This is a genomic window from Rubrivirga halophila (assembly GCF_046845755.1).
In the GTDB taxonomy this organism is placed as follows: Bacteria; Bacteroidota; Rhodothermia; order Rhodothermales; family Rubricoccaceae; genus Rubrivirga.
Window position 1 is genome coordinate 2,293,868 of the sequence record NZ_CP177357.1, and the last position, 18,543, is coordinate 2,312,410.

At 73.7% G+C, this 18,543-nt stretch carries 16 protein-coding genes and 1 tRNA gene; 4 read left to right on the forward strand and 13 right to left on the reverse strand.

Going from position 1 to position 18,543, the window contains the following annotated elements; all coding sequences use genetic code 11:
* Positions 1–42: 42 nt before the first annotated feature.
* The 5 genes from ACLIRP_RS10110 to ACLIRP_RS10130 all read right to left on the reverse strand — a co-directional run bounded on the left by ACLIRP_RS10110 (position 43) and on the right by ACLIRP_RS10130 (position 4,057).
* Positions 43–561 carry a hypothetical protein gene (locus ACLIRP_RS10110; RefSeq protein ID WP_412060326.1) on the reverse strand — a complete coding sequence of 173 codons (519 nt, stop codon included), beginning with the start codon at positions 559–561 and terminating at the stop codon, positions 43–45.
* Between the two features lie 83 nt (positions 562–644).
* Complete coding sequence (locus tag ACLIRP_RS10115; RefSeq protein ID WP_412060327.1) at positions 645–1,403, reverse strand: lysophospholipid acyltransferase family protein; 759 nt, start codon at positions 1,401–1,403, stop codon at positions 645–647.
* 9 nt (positions 1,404–1,412) lie between these two features.
* The gene (locus ACLIRP_RS10120; protein WP_412060328.1) at positions 1,413–2,180 is read right to left on the reverse strand and encodes a sugar phosphate isomerase/epimerase family protein; all 768 of its coding nucleotides are present in this window, start codon (positions 2,178–2,180) and stop codon (positions 1,413–1,415) included.
* A complete protein-coding gene (locus tag ACLIRP_RS10125; RefSeq protein WP_412060329.1) occupies positions 2,177–2,821 on the reverse strand; it encodes a hypothetical protein in 645 nt (214 codons plus the stop codon). Before ACLIRP_RS10125 ends, ACLIRP_RS10120 begins: the two co-directional genes overlap by 4 nt.
* 66 nt (positions 2,822–2,887) lie before the next feature.
* Positions 2,888–4,057 carry a hypothetical protein gene (locus ACLIRP_RS10130; protein ID WP_412060330.1) on the reverse strand — a complete coding sequence of 390 codons (1,170 nt, stop codon included), beginning with the start codon at positions 4,055–4,057 and terminating at the stop codon, positions 2,888–2,890.
* Positions 4,058–4,250: 193 nt separating this feature from the next.
* Between ACLIRP_RS10130 and ACLIRP_RS10135 the strand changes: the two genes are divergently transcribed.
* Positions 4,251–6,020 (forward strand): dynamin family protein, encoded by a 1,770-nt coding sequence (locus ACLIRP_RS10135; RefSeq protein WP_412060331.1) that lies wholly within the window; start codon positions 4,251–4,253, stop codon positions 6,018–6,020.
* A 63-nt stretch (positions 6,021–6,083) separates the two neighbouring features.
* On the opposite strand, the gene ACLIRP_RS10140 is transcribed toward ACLIRP_RS10135, so the two are convergent.
* The 3 genes from ACLIRP_RS10140 to leuS form a co-directional block, all read right to left on the reverse strand.
* Positions 6,084–7,418 carry a cation:proton antiporter gene (locus ACLIRP_RS10140; protein WP_412060332.1) on the reverse strand — a complete coding sequence of 445 codons (1,335 nt, stop codon included), beginning with the start codon at positions 7,416–7,418 and terminating at the stop codon, positions 6,084–6,086.
* A gap of 83 nt (positions 7,419–7,501) precedes the next feature.
* Positions 7,502–8,092, reverse strand: a complete 591-nt coding sequence (locus ACLIRP_RS10145; protein WP_412063704.1) for an HD domain-containing protein — start codon at positions 8,090–8,092, stop codon at positions 7,502–7,504.
* Positions 8,093–8,148: 56 nt separating this feature from the next.
* A complete protein-coding gene (gene leuS, locus ACLIRP_RS10150; protein ID WP_412060333.1) occupies positions 8,149–10,932 on the reverse strand; it encodes a leucine--tRNA ligase in 2,784 nt (927 codons plus the stop codon).
* A 225-nt stretch (positions 10,933–11,157) separates the two neighbouring features.
* On the opposite strand from leuS, the gene ACLIRP_RS10155 reads away from it, so the two are divergent.
* A complete protein-coding gene (locus tag ACLIRP_RS10155) occupies positions 11,158–11,892 on the forward strand; it encodes a carboxypeptidase-like regulatory domain-containing protein (RefSeq protein ID WP_412060334.1) in 735 nt (244 codons plus the stop codon).
* Between the two features lie 155 nt (positions 11,893–12,047).
* The gene (gene mreD, locus ACLIRP_RS10160) at positions 12,048–12,524 is read left to right on the forward strand and encodes a rod shape-determining protein MreD (protein ID WP_412060335.1); all 477 of its coding nucleotides are present in this window, start codon (positions 12,048–12,050) and stop codon (positions 12,522–12,524) included.
* Between the two features lie 102 nt (positions 12,525–12,626).
* Here the strand turns inward: mreD and ACLIRP_RS10165 are convergent, their stop codons facing one another.
* The 5 genes from ACLIRP_RS10165 to thrA all read right to left on the reverse strand — a co-directional run bounded on the left by ACLIRP_RS10165 (position 12,627) and on the right by thrA (position 18,223).
* The gene (locus ACLIRP_RS10165) at positions 12,627–13,457 is read right to left on the reverse strand and encodes a 2,3,4,5-tetrahydropyridine-2,6-dicarboxylate N-succinyltransferase (RefSeq protein WP_412060336.1); all 831 of its coding nucleotides are present in this window, start codon (positions 13,455–13,457) and stop codon (positions 12,627–12,629) included.
* Positions 13,458–13,573: 116 nt separating this feature from the next.
* Positions 13,574–13,933 (reverse strand): hypothetical protein, encoded by a 360-nt coding sequence (locus ACLIRP_RS10170; RefSeq protein ID WP_412060337.1) that lies wholly within the window; start codon positions 13,931–13,933, stop codon positions 13,574–13,576.
* Positions 13,933–14,877 (reverse strand): 4-hydroxy-tetrahydrodipicolinate synthase, encoded by a 945-nt coding sequence (dapA, locus tag ACLIRP_RS10175; protein WP_412060338.1) that lies wholly within the window; start codon positions 14,875–14,877, stop codon positions 13,933–13,935. Before dapA ends, ACLIRP_RS10170 begins: the two co-directional genes overlap by 1 nt.
* Before the next feature lie 69 nt (positions 14,878–14,946).
* Positions 14,947–15,684 carry a 4-hydroxy-tetrahydrodipicolinate reductase gene (gene dapB, locus ACLIRP_RS10180; protein WP_412060339.1) on the reverse strand — a complete coding sequence of 246 codons (738 nt, stop codon included), beginning with the start codon at positions 15,682–15,684 and terminating at the stop codon, positions 14,947–14,949.
* A gap of 88 nt (positions 15,685–15,772) precedes the next feature.
* Positions 15,773–18,223: a bifunctional aspartate kinase/homoserine dehydrogenase I gene (gene thrA / locus ACLIRP_RS10185; protein ID WP_412060340.1), complete on the reverse strand. Its 2,451-nt coding sequence runs from the start codon at positions 18,221–18,223 to the stop codon at positions 15,773–15,775.
* 192 nt (positions 18,224–18,415) lie between these two features.
* Here thrA and ACLIRP_RS10190 point away from each other — a divergent pair.
* Positions 18,416–18,488: transfer RNA gene (locus ACLIRP_RS10190), tRNA-Ala, on the forward strand.
* The last annotated feature ends 55 nt before the right edge of the window (positions 18,489–18,543 follow it).

Sequence of the window (18,543 nt, forward strand, 5' to 3'; positions counted from 1 at the left end):
GAGATGTGCAGGGCGGCCGCAACGGCGGCGGATGGGAGGGGTTTAGGCGCGGACGAGCGAGGCCCGGCGCGCGCGGGCGGCGGCATCGGCGACCGCCACCGGCACCTCGGCGCGCGAGATCACGGCGGTCCGGCCGACGACGCCGTCGGGCAGCAGGACCTCGCGGACGAGCAGGTCGACGGCCGTGTCGGGCGGCGAGCAGACCTGCGTCACGAGATCGAGCGTGCCGGCGACGTAGACGTAGGCGGTGTCGCCGACGACCGTCGCCACGAGCGGGCGTGGGATAACGTCGCCGCCGAGCGCGATCGCCGTCGCGTCGTAGAGGACCTCGACGGCGCCGTCGGGCGTGACCCCGGCGACGAGCGCACTGTCGGCGACGGAGACCCGAATGCCGGGGCCGGTGTCGGCCACGAACGCGAGCGTCAGCGTGTCGCCGACCGCGCGGCCGTCGGCGACGAGCAGGCCGCCCGTCGTGACGGTCCGCGAGGACTCGAAGGCGCAGTCGCCGAAGACGCACCCGCCCAGGGCGACAAGGCAGAGCAGGAGGGCGGCGCGACGCATGGGCCAAAGATAGGAGCCCACCGCCCCCGGGCGAGGGCACGCCGGGGCGCCAGCCCGGCGCCGGAGGCCGACCGGACCGGGCGTCACGCCTCGACCTCCGCCAGCTCCGTCTCGATCGCCGCGCGGACGCGCGCCGACAGCTCGGCGGCGTCGCCGCGCCGCAGGCCGGCGGTCGGGATGGGCGCCCCGACCACGCACCGCGTCGTGCCCGGCCAGGCGGTCTTGTCGGTCTGGGACAGGACGCCGGTCTGGCCGATGAGCGTGACCGGCACCACGGGTACGCCGGCCCGAATCGCGAGCACGAACGGGCCGCTCATGAACGGCTCCAGCGCGTGCGAGTGGCTCCGCCCGCCCTCGGGGTAGATCAGGACCGAGTCGCCACCCCGGATCCGCTCGGCGGCGTGCTGGAGGTCGAGGACGGCCTGGCGGGGGTTGTCGCGGCGGATAAACAGACACGCCGTTTTTTCGAGCACCCAGCCCACGAGCGGCCACGCGCGCAGTTCGTGGCGGGCCATGTAGAGGAACGGCCGCGGCAGCCCCACCATCGCCGCCGGGATGTCGAGCGAGTTGATGTGGTTCGAGGCGAACACGACGGGGCCGTCCGGCAGCGGGGCCCGGTAGACCGTCTCGACGCGGAAGCCGGACAGGCCCATGATGAACCGGGCCCACGGGTGCATCCAGGCGCGGAGTGTGCGCGCCGTCGGCGCCAGCGCCGAGTGGAGCACGAGCAGCGGGCTCATCGTCAGCGTGAAGAATGCAGCCCACACGACCACCCAGCCGAACCACAGGCGATGGGCCAGCGACAGGCTCGGGGCGGTCGTCCGGGGGAGGGTGGCAGTCACGGCCGCAAGCTATCGTGCCGCCGCTCGCGCCGCGCGGATGAGCGCCGTCGCCGACGCCAGGCCGGAGGCGCGCACCGGCTTGGGCAGCCCATCGATCACGACGGGCCCGTCGAAGCCGCCCGCCGCGAGCGCTGCGAGATGGCCGGGCCACCCGACGGCGCCCTCCCCGATCTGCCGCTCCTCCCACGCGTCGCCGGGCACGCCGTCGCGAGCCCCGACGCAGGCGATCGCCGCGCCGGACGCGAGCACCGCCGCGAGCCCCTCGGCGGGCGGCTCCCCCTCGTCGAGCGCGTCGGCCGGCCGCCAGTCCGCCCCGACGGCCTCGTGGCCGACGTCGGCGAGCAGCGCCCCCAGCGCCGCGCCGGTCGGCGCGAGCGTGCCGGCCTCGTTGCGGACCGCCAGCGTCAGGCCGAGTGCCGCCGCGCGGTCGCCCGCTTGTGCCAGCGCCTCAGCGGAGCCCGGCCCGCCGAGCGCGCCGACGCGGATCAGCGAGCACCCGATCCGATCGCCGAAGGCGGCCACCTCCGCGAGCCGGTCGAGGTCGTTGAGCCAGGCCGCACGCGCCGACGCGGGCGCCTCGAACAGGCCCGGGTCGAGGGCGATCACCGGCAGGTCGTCGTCCTCCAGGCGCCGCCGGAGCGAGGCCTCGGCGATGTCGGGCACGCGCGCGCCGCCGAGCGACCGGAGCGCGACGCCGTCGAGCCCCCAGAACAGGGTGAGCTTGACCGCGCGCGCCGCGTCGGCGGTGGCGGCGTCGGTCGTCCAGGCAAGCGTCATCGAGCGGCGAGGGTGTCGGGCGGCGCCGTGTAGCGGGCGGCGCGCGTGATGGCGTCGACGAGGGCCGCCGCGAGCGCGGGGCCCTCGGCGTCGGGGACAGCGACGACGGGCAAGCCGTCGAGCGAGTCGGGCGCGGCGCCGACCGTGACGAGGCCTCGGACGAGCGCGCGGGGCCACAGCCCGGCCCCGAGCGGCTGGCGCAGGCCGTCGCGGCTGCGGGCGCCGCTCCAGAAGGCGACCATCACCGTCCGGTCCGGCATGCCCCCCCAGTGCGACCGCTCGACGACCACGCGGACCGCCTCGACGACGGCCGGCACAGCGTCCGACGCCAGCGGCACGGACACGACCACCAGCTCCGGCCGGCCGACGGGGTGCTCGCCGGGGACGAACCCGCCCACCATCGGCGGCGCGCCGACGGCGAACCGGGGCGACTCGGTCCTGAGGCTGTAGTCCCCGAACGGCGTGACGCCCGCCCGGCCAAGCGCGCGGCGCAGCGCCGCGGCCCGGTCGCCGGCCGCCAGCGAGTCGGCGGTCGCGGCGAGGGCACGGGCCGAGACCGGGGCGTCTGGGCCGGTCGGGAGCGCCGGCGGGCCGGTGCAGGCGGCCGCCAGCAGGGCGAGGGTGAGGGTCGCGAGGCGCATGGGCGTCATAAAAAAGGGGCCGCCCGGCAGTACACCGGGCGGCCCCACACTGGACCGGAGTCGGACCTAGTTGAAGCCGACCGCGAGGCCCGCCGTGAAGCCGATCGCCGGCTTCACCGAGTTGGACCCGCCGAGGGCGTAGCCGTACTCGGTGTACTCCTCCTGGACGCCGCCCTTGATGAAGAGCGAGGCCGGGAGGCTCGGCGGCGAGATCCGGATGTACGGAGCGATCGTACCGGCGTGGCTACCGATCCCGGGGGCCGTGCCGATGCTCTCGACCGTCGGCGCCGAGTGGCGCGTCTGGATCTGGAGCGCCGCGCCCAGCTCGAAGAAGCTGAACTTGAAGCCGGCGCCGAACATGAAGTTCAGCAGGTCGTCGCCGTCGAGCGACGCCTCGTCGATCGCCGTGTCCGGATCGTCGTCGATGCCCTGGAGCAGGTACGCGTCGAGCCCGCCGAAGAGGCGGAACCGCTCGCTCGGGTAGTCGAAGTCGGCGCCGAACGTGATGGCGTCGCGGCCGTCCGAGTTCGCGAGCGTCGCCGGGAGGAGGATCGGCTTGAACGAGGCGTTGCCGGCGACGAGCGCGGTCGGCTGGACCGTGCCGCGGGCGTCGATCGAGAGCGGCTGCTCACCGAAGCCGGGGATGTTGGCGCGGGCCTGCTCGCCGTTCTCGCGCTCCGACCCGATGTCGAAGATGTAACCACCGTGGACGCCGACGACCTTGCCGCGGGCGGTCCCGAACACCTTGATGTTCTGGAGGCCGAAGTCGCTCTCGATGTCGCCGATGCCGTTCGTGAACTGCGAGGTGTTCGACTCGCTGGCCACGAACTCGTTCTTGGCGACCGTCAGGAGGCCGCCGGCGCCGAGCCGGAAGGCCGGGAAGCTGATGAAGTTGATCTGCGCGCCGACGTTGACGCGCTGCGAGAGGATGTCACCGCCCTGCGTGGCGACCGAGATGTCGGTCGCGTCGCCGTCCGTGCCCCAGATCTCCTCGGCCTCACCGTAGGCGTACGAGGCCCACAGCTTGATGGGGGCCTCGGCGACCGGGCGGCCGAGCGCGTACGTGTCGGACGTGATGGAGCGGGTGTCCACCGCCGTGGCCGTCTCGAAGACGCCCGGGGTGGCGTTCTCGACCGCGGGCGTGTCGGAGTTCTTCTTCTTCTTGTCGTCGTCGTCGCCGGGCGTGCCGAGCGCGAGCGATCCGGCCAACAGGCCAACGAGTGCCAGGTGGAGCATAAGTGTGAACCTCAGTGAGGGGAGTCGGGGGGATAGGAAAGCGGGCGGCCGGTGGGGGGCCGCTGGTCCGTTCCAAAGCACAGGGCCTCCCGGGGTTCCGTGGAGAGCGCAGGAACGTCACAAACGCCCTGTTTTCCGCAGTCTATGGGCGCGCGGGCGGGCGGGCTACCTTCCCGGACGCCTCCCCCACCCCATGGACTCCCCGGCCCGCGCCGCCCAGGCCCTCCTCGACCGCGAGCGCTCCCTGCTCGATGCGCTCGGCGCGCTCCTCGACCGAACGGCCGCCCCCGACGCCACGCGCCGGCGGCTCGCCGACCTGGCCTCGGCGCTCGACGAGCTGTTCCTGCTCGTCGTCGCCGGCGAGTTCAACGCGGGCAAGTCGACCGTCGTCAACGCGCTCTTCGGGCGCCGGGTGATGGAGGAAGGGCCCGTCCCGACCACCGACAAGATCACCGTCCTGCGCCACGGCGAATCCGACGCGACGCACCGCCGCGGCGACTTCGTGACCGAGCGCCGGCTCGACCACCCTCTCCTCGAAGGCCTGTCCGTCGTCGACACGCCGGGCACGAACTCGATCGTCCTCGAGCACCAGGCGCTGACGGAGGACTTCATCCCGCGCGCCGACCTCGTCTTGTTTGTCACGAGCTACGACCGGCCGCTGTCCGAGTCGGAGCGCCAGTTTCTGGAGTACATCCGGGGCGCGTGGGGCAAGCGGCTCGTCGTCGTCGTCAACAAGGCCGACCTGGCGGAGACCGAGGCGGCGCTGGCACAGGTCCTCGACCACGTCCGCGACGGGCTGGCGCGGATCTTCGCCGAGGCCGGGCTCACCGACGCCCGCCCGCCGATCCTCTTCCCCGTCGCCGGGCGGCTGGCGCTCCAGGCCAAGCTCGACCACGACACCGACGCGGCCGTCCACGCCGACCCGCGCTGGCAGGCCTCCCGCTTCGCGCCGTTCGAGCGGTTCCTGACCGAGACGCTGACCGACGACGCCCGCGTCGCCCTCAAGCTGACGGCCCCGCTCGACGCCGCGCGGACGCTCCTCGCCGACGTGTCGGCTCGCCTCGACGACCAACGTGGGGTGCTGGCGTCGGACGAACTGGAGATCGCCGCGCTGAACGGCCGCTTCGCCGAGGTCCGCGCCGGGATGGACGAGACCGTCGCCCGCGCGGTCGCCGACGTGGACCGCGAGCTGCTCGAGATGGAGACGCGCGGCGTCCGCTTTCTCGACGACACGATCCGGGTGTCGCGGCTGAACCTGATCCGCGACCGCAACGCGTTCCGGGAGGAGTTCGAGCGCCAGGTCGTCCGCGACGCCGAGCGCCGGATTGAGACGCGCCTGGGCGAGGCCGCCGACGCCGTGCTCCGCCGCGTGTTCGAGCTGTGGAACGAGACGTACACCCGGCTGGCGGACCTGCGCCGCGACGACGCGACGGCCCAGGGCGGCTTCATGTACGACCGCGAGGAGGTCCTGCGCGACGTGTTGCGCGAGGCCAAGCGGACCATCGACCAGTACGACATGGGCGAGGAGGCCCGGCGCCTGCTCGAGAATGCACGGTCCGCGCTGACGATGGGCGGGGCCGCGGCCGTCGGCGTCGGGGCGGTCGCCGTGGTCCTCATCGCCACGACGGCGTTCGACGTGACCGGCGGGATCGTCGCGGCGGGGGCCCTCGCGACGCTCGGCTTTATCGTGCTCCCCGCCCAGCGCCGCCGGGCCGTCCGCGAGTTCTCGGCGCGCGTCTCGACGTTGCGCCAGGAGCTGCGCTCGGGCCTGGAGCGCGAACTCGACTCCGAGGTCGACGACGCCATCGGCAAGGTCCGCGCGCTGGTCCGGCCGGTCGCCAAGCTGGCGCTCGACGCGCGCGCCGCGCTCGACGCGCAGGCCGCCGACGCCGCCCGCCTGTCCGCCGAGGCCGACGCCTTGCGCGCCGACGTCCGTGCAGGCTATGGAGAGGTGGAGGGCTAGCGGGACCGTCAGCGGGCTTCCAGGACGTGGGACGCTTGCGGTGTCCGCTCGCGCTCGTGCGGGTCAGCCGCCCTCCCCCGCCGCCGCCTTCGCCTCCTCGCCGCGCGCGCGGCGGCTGTACCACCGCATCACCGGCGTCACCGACAGGCCGTGGACGACGATGCTGACGGCGATCGTGGTGAGCACGAGCCCGAGCAGTAGATCCGCGAAGCCGTCGTTGAGGCCGTGCGTCTCGGCGTACATGAGGTAGTACACCGACCCGATGCCGCGGACGCCGAACCACGCGATCAGCTCGCGCTGGAGCCCAGTCGTGTGGGAGCCCGCCATCCCGATCCACACCGCGAGCGGCCGGACGACGAGGAGGCAGGCCGGGACGAACCACAGCGCGTCGACGGTCCAGTTGGCCCGGTGCAACAGCGCGCCGACCAAGACCACGAGCGCGACGGCGCCGATCCGCTCGAGCTGCTCCGCGAACCCGAGCACCGCCGAGGCCATGTAGGCCGGCGCCGCGTGTTCGTCGACGGCGACCTCCTCCTGCTCGCCCTCGCGCGCCATCGCCTCGACGTCCGCGGCCGCCTCGTCCCCGGTCTCGCGCCGCTCCTCGAACCGCAGCGCCAGCCCGGCCGCGAACGCCGCCAGAAAGGCGTACGTCGAGAGCAGCAGCGCCACGCCGTACGCGAGCGCGACGAGACCGAGGGCCAGGAAGTCGTCCGAGCCGACGGCCTCGCGGTGCGTCCGCCGCAGGTACACGACGAGCCGCCCGACCGCCATCCCGAGCGCCGCCCCGATCGCCAGCCCGCCGAGCACGGCCCACACCACATCGACCCCCAGCCACCGGCCCAGGTTCGGCCCGAGGTCGTGGAGCCCGAGCAGGCCCAACCCCAGCATCACAAACGGGAACGCGGCGCCGTCGTTGAAGCCCGCCTCGCCGGTCAGCGAGAACCGGAGCCGGTCGGTGTCGTCGGGGTTCTCGATCTGGACGTCCGACGCCAGCACGGGGTCGGTCGGCGCGAGCACGGCGCCGAGCAGGACGGCCGCGCCGATCGGCAGGCCCAGCCCGAACACGCCGAGCGCGGCGATCCCGGCGACGGTCAGCGTCATCGAGACGGTCGCCAGCCGGAGAGGCAGCTTCCACCGCCCGTCGCTGAGCGGCGTCCGCAGCTTGAGGCCCGCCGCGAACAGCGACAGGATGACGGCGATCTCGGTGAGCACCTCCAGCACGCCGGCCTGGTCGATCGGGTCGATGACGAGCAATCCGATGCCGAGCGGGCCAATCCCGAGCCCGACCAGCAGGTAGAGCTGGGCCGACGACAGCGGGAGCCGCGTGAGCGACGTCTTGGCCAGCGCCATCAGCGTCAGCAAGAGGCCGGCGATGACGAACCAGGTGGCGAAGGGCATCGGGGAGGGTCGGAGGGCGGGCCACTACGCAGCGCCCGAGGCGCCGGTCCCCTGCGGGCCCGGACCGGGCACCCCCTGACCGTTTAGCCCACCTCGGTCGCCAGCTGGCGCAGGAAGTCCCGGATGAACGCGTCGCGGCGCTCGGCCTCGGCGCGGCCCGCCGCCGTCCGCATCGTCGCGGAAAGCCGGAGCAGCTTGGCCTGGACATGATCGGTCGCCCAGCGCCGGTCGTCGAGCGCTCGCGTCGGCGGCTCGGCCGGGACCGGGTCGGTCGGGTGCAGGAGCGCCGAGCCCATCGCCCCGGCCGTCGCGTACAGCCGGGCGATGCCAATCGCGCCGAGCGCGTCGAGCCGGTCGGCGTCCTGCACGACCGCCGCCTCGACCGTGCGCGGCTCGATGCCCGCCGAAAAACTGTGGGCCTCGATGGCGTGCGCGACCGCCGCCAGCCGGTCGCCCGGGAAGCCCTCCGCCGCCAGCCACGCGGTCGCCGCGTCCGCCGCCAGCGTCGACGCCCGCCGACGGTCTGGCGAGTCCTTGGGGACCGTCACCACGTCGTGGAGCCAGGCGGCCGGGACGACGACACCGAGGTCGGCGCCCTCCGCCTCCGCGAGTCGGCGCGCGGCCCGGACGACGCGGCGGACGTGGCCGAGGTCGTGCGCCGCGTCGCCCGCCATCTCGGCGGCGACGTGCGCCTCACACCGGGCGGACCAGTCGGCGATCTCGGCCGGGCTCACGCGACGACGAAGTTGACCAGGCGCCCGGGCACGGCGATCTCCTTGCGGACCGTCCCCTCGTCGAGGTACTTCGCCACATTCGGCTCCTCGCGCGCCGCCGCCAGCATGGCGTCCTTGCCCGCGTCGGCGTCGACCGAGACGGTGCCCCGGAGCTTGCCGTTGACCTGGACCGCGATCTCGACGGTGTCCTCCTTGAGGAGCTCGGGGTCGGCCTCGGGCCACGGCTCGTACGCCAGCGAGTCGTCGTGGCCGAGCTGGCGCCACAGCTCCTCGGCGAGGTGCGGCGCGAACGGCGCCAGGAGCAGCACGAACGGCTCGGCGACCGCGCGCGGCACGGCGTCCCACTTGGTGGCCGCGTTGACAAACTCCATCAGCGCCGAGATGGCCGTGTTGAACCGCAGGCCGTCGATGTCGTCGCTCACCTTCTGGATCGTCGCATGGAGGGTGCGGAGCTCGTCGCGCGAGGGGTCGGCGTCGGTCACCGAGGCGCCCAGCTCGCCGGTCTCGGAGTCCAACAACAGGCGGTACGAGCGCGCCAGGAAGCGGTGGACGCCGTCGACCGAGCGCGTATTCCAGGGCTTGACCTGCTCCAGCGGTCCCATAAACATCTCGTACAGGCGCAGCGAGTCCGCGCCGTACTCGTCGACGATGTCGTCGGGGTTGACCACGTTGCCGCGGCTCTTCGACATCTTGTGCGCCCGGCTCGTCACGCGGACCGTCGGGTGCGAGGCGACGACAAACCCGTCGCCGCGCTTTTCGACGGCGTCGGCGGCGAGGGAGACCTGGACGAGCGTCGAGTTGTCGCGGTCGTCCTGCCAGACCGGGCCCTCGTCGGTGTCGATCTCGACGGCGTGCTCGGCCGAGACCCAGCCGAAGTCGCCCTCGCCGTCGGTGTGGCGGAAGGCCGTGTACTCGACCTCGCCCAGGATCATGCCCTGGTTGACCAGCTTCTGGAACGGCTCGTCGGTGGAGACCACGCCGACGTCGAACAAGACCTTGTGCCAGAACCGGGCGTAGAGCAGGTGGAGCACGGCGTGCTCGGCGCCGCCGACGTAGAGGTCGACGGGCATCCAGTACTTCTCCTTCTCGGGGTCCACGAGCGCCGTGTCGTTCGTGGGGTCGAGGTAGCGGAGGTAGTACCAGCACGAGCCGGCCCACTGCGGCATCGTGTTCGTCTCGCGCATCGCCGGGCGGCCGTCGGCCGTCGTGGTCTCGACCCAGTCGGTCGCGCTCGCGAGCGGGCTCTCGCCGGTCGGCGCCGGGCGGTAGTCGGCCACCTCGGGCAGCGACAGCGGCAGGTCGTCCTTGGCCATCGGCACGGGCGACCCGTCGACGTGCAGGACCGGGATCGGCTCGCCCCAGTAGCGCTGGCGGCTAAAGAGCCAGTCGCGCAGCTTGTAGTTGGTCTGGCGGCGGCCGACGCCTTCGTCCTCGAGCCACGCCGTGACGACGGCGATCGCGGCCGGCGGCATGAGCCCGTCCAGGCAGACGCCCTTCTGCGCGATGTCGGCGACCGGCCCGCCCGAGGCGTCGGAGTTCATCAGCGCGCCGTCCTTGCCGCTGTACACCTCGGAAAAGCCGCGGGGGTCGTCGTCGTAGGCCCCGAACAGCAGGTCGGCCTCGGTCGGCGTCGCCACGTCTGGGCCGGCGTGCGCCGCCAGCCATGCATCCGTCGGGCGGACGACCGGGCGGATCGGCAGGCCGTGCGCGACGGCGAACTCGAAGTCGCGCGCGTCGTGCGCCGGGACGGCCATGATGGCGCCGGTCCCGTAGCCCGCGAGCACGTAGTCGGCGATCCAGATCGGCACCTTCTCGCCGTTCACCGGGTTGACGGCGTGGGCGCCCGTGAAGACGCCCGTCTTGGACCGCTCCTCCATCCGGTCGCGCTCGGTCTTGCGGGCGGTCGCCGCGACGTACGCCTCGACGGGCGCGCGCTGGGCGTCAGAGGTGATCTGACCCACGAGCGGGTGTTCGGGCGCGAGCACCATGTAGGTCGCCCCGAAGAGCGTGTCGGGCCGCGTGGTGAACACGCGCAGAGTCCGCTCGGGGAACCCGAAGACGCCGAAGTCGACCTCGGCCCCCTCGCTCTTGCCGATCCAGTTCCGCTGCATGGCCTTGACGGACTCCGGCCAGTCGAGCTCGTCGAGCCCGTCGAGCAAGCGGTCGGCGTACTCGGTGATCCGGAGCATCCACTGCCGCATGTCCTTCTGGACGACCGGGTGGCCGCCGATCTCGGACTTGCCGTCGACGACCTCCTCGTTCGACAAGACGGCCCCGAGCGCCGGGCACCAGTTGACGGGCGCGAACGCCTCGTACGCCAGCCCTCGCTCATAGAGCGTCAGGAAGATCCACTGCGTCCACCGCACGTAGTCGGGGTCGGTCGTGTTGACCTCTCGCGCCCAGTCATAGCTGAACCCGAGGCGTTGGAGCTGGCGCTTGAAGGTGGCCACGTTCCGCTCGGTCGTCACGCGCGGGTGGATCCCCTCGCGGATGGCGGCCTGCTCGGCCGGCAGCCCGAACGCGTCCCAGCCCATCGGGTGGAGCACGTTGTAGCCCTGCATCCGCTTCGCGCGGGCGACGATGTCGGTCGCCGTGTACCCCTCGGGGTGGCCGACGTGGAGGCCGGACCCCGAGGGGTACGGGAACATGTCGAGCGCGTAGAAGCCCGGCTTGCTGGCGTCGAAGTCGTCGTCGCCGGGCCCGGCCTGGCGGAAGGTCTCGTTTTGGGCCCAGTAGGCCTGCCACGTGGGTTCGATCTCGTCGTGCGGGTAGCCGGCCATGTCGGTCTCGTGCGGGGGCTGGGAAGCTAGCGCGGCGGAAGGGGCGGCTGGGTGGAGAGCCGGTAGAGCAGGCGAGCCAGCGGGGACCGGGTGGCCCAGTGTTCCGCCGGCCCCCAACCGCTCCCCGAACGCTTACGCGGGCCAGCAGCGCTTGGGGGCTGAGCTCTTCCCTTGCGCGGCCCGGCACACGGCCGATAGCCTTCCGTCAGTCCCCTCCCGCCGCTGATGCGCCGCCTCCTTCTCGCCGTCCTCCTCTTCCCGCTCGCGGCGGCCGCCCAGCCCGCGCGGCTGGCGGTCGTCGTCGTCGACACGCTCGACGCGCCGATCCCGGGCGCGACCGTCCGGGTGCTGGGGAGCGCCGCGGTGGGCGTGGCCGGGGCGGACGGGCTCGCCGAGCTGTCGGTCGCCGCCGGGCTCGCGGCCGTGACGGTCGCCGCCGACGGGTTCGAGCCGGTGACGTTCACGGTCACCGCCGCGCCTGGCGAGACGCTGGAGGGGACGGTCGCGCTGGCACCCGCCGCGCGCGTACTGGGCGACGTCGAGGCCGTCGCCGACCGGCTCGAGCCGGCGCTCCTGCGCCGCGGGTTCTACGAGCGGCGCGCCGAGGGGCGCGGCCAGTACGTCGACCGCGAGGCGTTCGAGGCGCGGAGCCTCCACACCGTCCGCGACGCGATCCTGGGCATGAGCGGCGTCCGCATCATCTCGTGGGACGAGCGGCCCGTCGTCGTGTCGTCGCGGTCGGCCACCGGGGCGGACGGGGCGCTCCAGAACGCCAAGCCGTGCCCGCTCTCGATCTTCGTCGACGGGCACGAGACGCCGGGCGAAACGGTCGACGTCTCGGGGATCCCCACGGCCGACCTCGCCGGCCTGGAGGTCTACGTCGGCACGGCGCGGACGCCGCCGGAGTACGGCCGCTTCAACCCGTGCGGCGTGGTCCTGCTCTGGACGCGCGCGCAGTAGCCGGAGCGGACGCCCGTCCCGACAACCGCGTGCGCTCGAGGAGGGGTCGCGCCAACTGGGTGCGGGCGCCCGGGACCGCCGGCGGGGCTGGCGCGTTGAGACGGCCCCCTCTGCTCGCGGCGTAGCTTCGCCGTCCCCTCTCCCCCGCCGTTCGCATGCCGTTCGTCCTCCGCCAGGTCGCCGTAGGCCTGGCCGTGGTCCTGCTCCAGTGGCTCCTGAGCAACCTCAAGCTCTGGGACGTGTGGCCGGACGTGGTGCTCCTCTACGTGGCCTACGTCGCGCTCCGCCGCGGCCGCGTCGCCGGGGCCGTGACCGGCTTCGCCGCCGGGCTGGCGATGGACTTCCTCGTGATGCCGACCTCGCTCGGCCTCAACACCGTCTTGAAGACGATCATGGGCTTCGTGATCGGCTTTTTCCGGTCCGAGCAGGGCGAGAACCTGCGGCTGACGCCGGTCCAGGCGTTCGTCGGCGCCCTCGTCGTCGCCGTCGTCCACAACGGCCTGATGACGATCGTGCTGGCGCTCGACGTCGGCACGCGGACGCCGTTCCTGGTGTTCGGGCTGTGGCTCGGCGGCGCGCTGTACACGGCGATCGTGGCGCTCGCCGGCGCGCTTTTCCGCGTCCGCGGCTAGCCTAGCTGGCACGAGGTCCCCGGCGGCGCCCCCCCTCCCCTCGGGAGAGGGACACCTGGCAGGTCGGCGTAGCCGGGTCGACGGGCCGACGTGCCGCGGCCGTTACCGGAGCGCGTCCTCCAGCGTCGTCGAGGCGTCGGTGCTGGCGTCGCGGTACTTGACGATGCACGGGGCCGAGAGCGCCAGCCCGTGGTACTCGCCGAACTCGGAGTCCACCTTGCGCGAGCCCGGCACCACGACGGCGCCGGCCGGGATCTCGAGCGGCGCGTCGTCGCCCGACCGGATGACGGTCTCGTTCACCAGGTCGTAGACGCGCGTCGAGCGCGTCAGGATGACGCCGGCCGCAAGCACGGCCCGCTCGCGGACGACGGTCCCCTCGTACACGCCACACCCGCCGCCGACGAACACGTCGTCCTCGATGACGACCGGCGCCGCGCCGATCGGCTCCAGCACGCCGCCGACCTGGGCCGCCGCCGAGAGGTGCACGCGCTCGCCGATCTGGCCACAGCTCCCCACGAGCGCGTGGCTGTCGACCATCGTCCCGCTCCCCACATACGCGCCGACGTTGACGTACATCGGCGGCATGCAGACCACGCCGGGCGCGAGGTACGACCCGCGCCGCACCGTCGAGCCGCCGGGCACGATGCGGACGCCGCGGTCGGCGCCGAAGCGCTGGATGGGGTAGGTGTCCTTGTCGAAAAAGGCGAACTCGTCGCCCGAGAGGTCGACGATCTCGCCGAGCCGGAAGCCGAGCAGGATGCCGCGCTTGACCCAGCCGTTCGCCCGCCACACACCGTCGTCGCCGCGCTCCGCGGCGCGGATCTCGCCGGCTTCGAGCGCGTCGAGCAGCGTCTCGAACGCGGCGCGGGCGCCGTCGCCCGGCGCGTCGGCGTGGCGGGTAATGTCGGACTGGAGAGCGGCGAGGTCGGTCATGGCGAGGGGGAGCGGGGGTCGAGAGACGGGATGCGCAAGCTGTCCGGCGGGGTCCCGATGCGCAAGCCGTTCACCGATTCCGCGCGCCGCTGCTCGCGCCCGCCCCCGGGCTCGCGTCAGTCCACGAAGTGCGTGATCATCACGAAGCGCACGTCGCGGTCGAGCGTGGCGACGAGCACGCCGGTCGCCTTCGTCTGGTCGCCGTCGCCGAGCGCCCACGGCACGTGGATCCACTCGTGGTGGCCGTTGGGCGGCCCCGTGAAGGCGAATGTCAACCCCACCTGCTCCTTGAACAGCCCCATCGACGCCGCCAGCGCAGGCTGCCCGTGGACCGGCTTTTCGGCGTGGGGGTCGTTGAACACGACGCCGGCCGTCGCGCACGCGTGGACGAGCGCCCACCGCTCGTCGGCGGAGTCGGTGTTGCGGGCTTGGGCGTAGCGGGCCAGGGTCGTGTCGAGGTCGGCGTGGTAGGCCATCAGGCGGGGCGGAGGGTGCCGGCCTCGACGAGGTCGGCGTAGGCGGCCAGGACGCGGCGCGCGGCGTCGGCGGAGAGCGGGGCGAGGGGCAGGCGGAGCGTCGGCGCCATCCGCCCCTGGGCCGCAAGCACGGCCTTGACAGGGGCGGGGTTCGATTCAAAAAAGCTCGCGCGCATGGCGTCGAGCAGGGCGTAGTGCAGGCGGCGAGCGCCCGCGGTGTCGTCTTCGAGCGCGCGGCGGACCATCTCGGCGACCGGGCCCGGCGCGGCGTTCGCGATCACCGAGATCAGCCCGTCGCCACCGAGCGCGACGGTCGGGAACGCCAAGTCGTCGTCGCCGGAGTAGACGGCCACGCCGTCGGGCACGCCGGCGATGAGGTCGGCGATCTGGTTCAGATCCCCCGACGCCTCCTTGACCCCGACCACGCTCGGGACCGCCTCGGTCACGCGCAGCGTCGTCTCGGCGGTCAGGTTCGAGCCCGTCCGGCCGGGCACGTTGTACAGGATGATCGGGCAGTCGGTCGCGTCCGCGATCGCGGCGACGTGCCCGAGCACGCCGTCCGGCGTCGGCTTGTTGTAGTACGGCCCGACGACGAGCAGGCCGTCGGCGCCCGCGACCGCCGCCTCGTGCGAGAACGCGACGCTCTGGGCCGTCGCGTTCGTGCCCGTCCCGACGATGACGGGCACGCGCCCGGCCGTGTGCTCGACGGCCACGTCGACGAGCTGGCGGCGCTCGGCGAGCGTGACGGTCGGGTTCTCGCCCGTCGTGCCCAGCACGACGAGCGCCTCGACGCCCTCAAAGAGGCGCCCTTCGAGCCGGCTCCCCTCGATCTGGAAGTCGATCAGGCGACGGAACGCGGCCTCGTCGAGGCCACCGTCAGCCGCGAACGGCGTGACGAGCGCGGGCGCGGTGCCGCGGAAGAGGGGCTGGCGGGAGGGGCCCATGGGGCGAGAGGGGTGGGGGACGGAGGGATCGAGGGACGAGTAAAACGCGGGACGCGGGCGCAGGCTCCGCTACTCGTCACTCCCGCCCTTCCAGTCCTCGATCATGTCGTCGAGGGTGAACAGGCCCTGGCGGCCGGCCATCCACTCGGCCGCTCGGACGGCGCCGAGCGCGAAGGCCCGGCGGCTCTTGGCCGTGTGGACGATCGCGATCTGGTCGTCGGCGCTGTCGAGCGTGACGGTGTGCTCGCCGAGCACCGACCCGACCCGCTGGCTCGTCACGTGGAGCGCGGCCGGGTCGATGGCGCCGTGCTGGGTCTCGGCGTCGAGGTGCGTCTTGCGGCCTAGACCGGCCAACAGTTCGTCGGCCAAGCGCCGCGCGGTCCCGGAGGGGCTGTCGAGCTTGCCGGTGTGGTGGGCCTCGTGGACGGCCACGTCGTACTCGTCGAGGCGGTCGAGCAGGGGGAGCAGCCCGGCGAGCGCGCGCGAGACGAGCGCCAGCCCGAGCGAGAAGTTGGGCGCGTACAGCACGCCCGCCTGCCCCTCCTCCACCCAGTCGCGGACCTTGTCCACGTCGTCGGCCCACCCCGTCGTGCCGACGACGGCCGTCGCTCCCCAGAAGGCGTAGCGGTGCAGGTGGTCGAGGGCGACGGCCGGAACCGAGAAGTCGACGATCACGTCCGCGTCGTTGAGCACGGTGTCGTCGCGGGCATCGAGAAGGGGGGTCTCGGCGTCGAAGCGGGCCACGACGCGGTGCCCGCGCTCGGCGGCGACGGCCTCGACGGCCTGGCCCATCCGGCCGGTGCCCACCAAAGCGATCGCGAGCGGTTGAGAGGACGTCAGGGGAAGCGGGGTCGGGTGGCGACCCGAAAGGTACCGGCCTCTCCCCCACACTGACCTACCGCCGCATCTCGGCCGCGCGCACCACGTCCGCGAGAACGACCGCCGCCGTCACGTCGGCGCTGGCGCCCGGGCCGCGGACCGTCAGCGCGTGGTCGCCGGAGCGCTCGGTCCGGATGGCGACGGCGACCTCGGCGCCCCGCAAGCCGGCGAACGGCGCGCCGGGCCCCACGTCGACGGCCTCGACGCGCGCGCGGACCGTCCCGCCCGCCAGCCGCGCCACGTACTGGCGCTCGCCGTCGGCGACGCGCTCGCGCCACGCGGCGTCGGCCTCGGGGAGCCGGGCCCAGAACTCCGCCAGCGGGACGTCCGCCAGCGCTGGGGGCACCAGGCTCTCGACCTCGACGGTCGTCACCTCGGCCCCGACCTCGCGCGCCAGCAGCGCCAGCTTGCGGGCCACGTCGCGGCCCGACAGGTCGGAGCGCACGTCCGGCTCGGTCAGCCCCGCGTCGCGCGCGGCGGCGACGGCGGCGGAAAAGGCGGCCCCGTCGCGCATCCGGTTCATCACGAATGCCAGCGTGCCCGAGAGCACGCCCTCGACGGCCAGCACCCGGTCGCCGGTGCGGACGAGATCGCGCAGGCGGCCGACGACGCCCAGGCCGGCGCCGACGGTCGCGTCGTAGAGGTACGGGGCGACGCCCGCTCGCGCGGCGGCGTGCGCCTGGCGCCACGCGCCCGCGCTCCGGCCCGTCGTCTCCTTGTTCGGGGTGACGACGGCGACGCCCGCGCCGAGCCACTCGGCATGCCGCGCCGCCACCTCCGGGCTCGCGGTCGCGTCGACGACGACCAAGCGTTCGAGTCGGGCGGCCGTCAGCCGCTCCGTCAAGGCATCGAGATCGGCCGCGTCGGCGTCGGCGAGCGCGGCGAGCGCCGTCTCGGGATCGAGCCCGTTCGCGTCCCACAGAAGGCGCCGGCTGTCGGCCAGCCCGGCCAGCACGATGTGGACGCCGGCGTCGCGCAGGCCGGGCCCGTGCGCCGCCAGCAGGGCGAGCAGGCGCGTCCCCAGCGTCCCGGCCCCGACGACCACGAGGTGCGTCCGCAGACGGCGCCGCGCGAACGCCTCGTGCAAGGCACGGACCGCCGCATCCGCCTCGGCATCGGCGACGACGGCCGAGACGGTGTGGTCGCCCCCCCCCTGGGCGAGGGCGCGGACGTTGACGTGGGCGTGGGACAGCGTGTCGAAAAACAGCCCCGCCAGCCCGGAGGCGCCGTGCAGCCCGGAGCCGACGGCCGCCACGACGGCGCAGCCGGGCTCGGCCGTCACACAGTCCACGTCGCCCCGTTCGATCTCGCGCGCGAGCGCCTTTTCCAAGAGCGCCACGACCGCGCCCACTTCCGTACCGCGGACTGCCAGCCCCACGCTCCCCTCGGCCGACGCCTGGGCGACGAGCGAGACGGGCACGCCCGCCTCCGCGAGCGGCCCGAAAATGCGCGCCACTAGGTCGGGCACCTCGAGCACCGACGCGCCCTCGACGCGGACGAGCGCCGCGCCCCGGATCGCCGTCACCGCCCGGATCGTGGGCTCAGCCTCAGAGTCGGCGGGCCCGATCTCGGTCCCGGGCGCCTCGGGCCGCAGCGTGTTCTTGATGCGCAAGGGGACGCCCTGCCGCGAGAGCGGCCGCATCGTGCGCGGGTGGAGCACCTTGGCGCCAAAGTGGGCCAGCTCGGCGGCCTCGGCGTAGCTCAGGCGCGCCAGCGAAAAGGCGTCGGCGACGAGCCGGGGGTCGGCGGACAGCACGCCGTCGACGTCGGTCCAGATGACGCACTCGCTCGCGTCGAGCGCGCCGGCCAGGATTGTCGCCGTGTAGTCGGAGCCCGACCGCCCCAGCGTCGTCGTCACGCCGTCGGCCGTCGAGGCCACGAAGCCGGTGACGACGGCGACGGCGTCGTGGGGCACCTCCGCCAGCGCGTCCCGGACAAGCGTGCGCGTGGTCGCAAAGTCGACGGCGGCCTCGCCGAACGCGTCGTCGGTGCGGACGAACGCGGTCGCGTCGAGCGCGACGGCGGCGTGCCCGGCCGACCGGAACGCGGCGGCCACGACGGGGACGGAGCCCCGCTCGCCGGCCGACACGATCGCGTCGCGAAACCGGGCCGAGCACTCGCGTAGCAGCGACACGCCGTGCAACAGCTCGCCGACCTCTCCGAAGAGCGCGTCGAGGCGACCGTGGAGCGCCGCCCGCTCGCCCTCGGCCGCGAGTGCGTCGACGGCTTGGGCGTGCCGCTGGCGGACGCGGTCTAGGATCGCCCGGTGCTCGCCGGTCCGCCCCACCGCTGCCTCGATGGCCGCCAGCAGGTCGTCGGTGACGCCGCCGAACGCCGACGACACGACGACGCGGCGGTGCCCGGCGGTCTCGGGTCCGGTCGACAGCTCGACGACGCGGCGGACGCGGTCGGGTGTGCCGACGGAGGTGCCGCCGAACTTGGCGACGTGGACGGGGCGGTCGGGCATCGGAGTGGCGGGCGGCGTCCGGGGAAGATGCTCGCGATCCGGCATCGGGGGGCGACCTGCCCGCCGGTTTCTGCCCGTTCCTCATTCCGCTCACGGCGCGGGCCCAGCGTCTTCGCTCTCGCTCCATTGACCGGCCGACGGCGCGGCCTCTATCTTTGCCCCGCGCCGGACGACAAGCCGGCGCCCCCGAATGGGGCATTAGCTCAGTTGGTAGAGCGCCTCGCTGGCAGTGAGGAGGTCAACGGTTCAAATCCGTTATGCTCCACAGGTCGAAAACCGGCCCCCACTTCGTGTGAGGGCCGGTTTTCTCGTTCAGCCCC

What these genes read in the sequence shown, in the direction of transcription:
- ACLIRP_RS10125 (WP_412060329.1), bottom strand. Translation starts at nt 2,821, where the DNA reads ATGCGCCTCGCGACCCTCACCCTCGCCCTGCTGGCGGCCGCCTGCACC.
- dapA (WP_412060338.1), bottom strand. Translation starts at nt 14,877, where the DNA reads ATGGGCCCCTCCCGCCAGCCCCTCTTCCGCGGCACCGCGCCCGCGCTC.
- ACLIRP_RS10145 (WP_412063704.1), bottom strand. Translation starts at nt 8,092, where the DNA reads ATGGCGGGCGACGCGGCGCACGACCTCGGCCACGTCCGCCGCGTCGTC.
- ACLIRP_RS10170 (WP_412060337.1), bottom strand. Translation starts at nt 13,933, where the DNA reads ATGGCCTACCACGCCGACCTCGACACGACCCTGGCCCGCTACGCCCAA.
- ACLIRP_RS10135 (WP_412060331.1), top strand. Translation starts at nt 4,251, where the DNA reads ATGGACTCCCCGGCCCGCGCCGCCCAGGCCCTCCTCGACCGCGAGCGC.
- ACLIRP_RS10165 (WP_412060336.1), bottom strand. Translation starts at nt 13,457, where the DNA reads ATGACCGACCTCGCCGCTCTCCAGTCCGACATTACCCGCCACGCCGAC.
- ACLIRP_RS10155 (WP_412060334.1), top strand. Translation starts at nt 11,158, where the DNA reads ATGCGCCGCCTCCTTCTCGCCGTCCTCCTCTTCCCGCTCGCGGCGGCC.
- ACLIRP_RS10130 (WP_412060330.1), bottom strand. Translation starts at nt 4,057, where the DNA reads ATGCTCCACCTGGCACTCGTTGGCCTGTTGGCCGGATCGCTCGCGCTC.
- ACLIRP_RS10110 (WP_412060326.1), bottom strand. Translation starts at nt 561, where the DNA reads ATGCGTCGCGCCGCCCTCCTGCTCTGCCTTGTCGCCCTGGGCGGGTGC.
- thrA (WP_412060340.1), bottom strand. Translation starts at nt 18,223, where the DNA reads ATGCCCGACCGCCCCGTCCACGTCGCCAAGTTCGGCGGCACCTCCGTC.
- ACLIRP_RS10120 (WP_412060328.1), bottom strand. Translation starts at nt 2,180, where the DNA reads ATGACGCTTGCCTGGACGACCGACGCCGCCACCGCCGACGCGGCGCGC.
- ACLIRP_RS10140 (WP_412060332.1), bottom strand. Translation starts at nt 7,418, where the DNA reads ATGCCCTTCGCCACCTGGTTCGTCATCGCCGGCCTCTTGCTGACGCTG.
- leuS (WP_412060333.1), bottom strand. Translation starts at nt 10,932, where the DNA reads ATGGCCGGCTACCCGCACGACGAGATCGAACCCACGTGGCAGGCCTAC.
- mreD (WP_412060335.1), top strand. Translation starts at nt 12,048, where the DNA reads ATGCCGTTCGTCCTCCGCCAGGTCGCCGTAGGCCTGGCCGTGGTCCTG.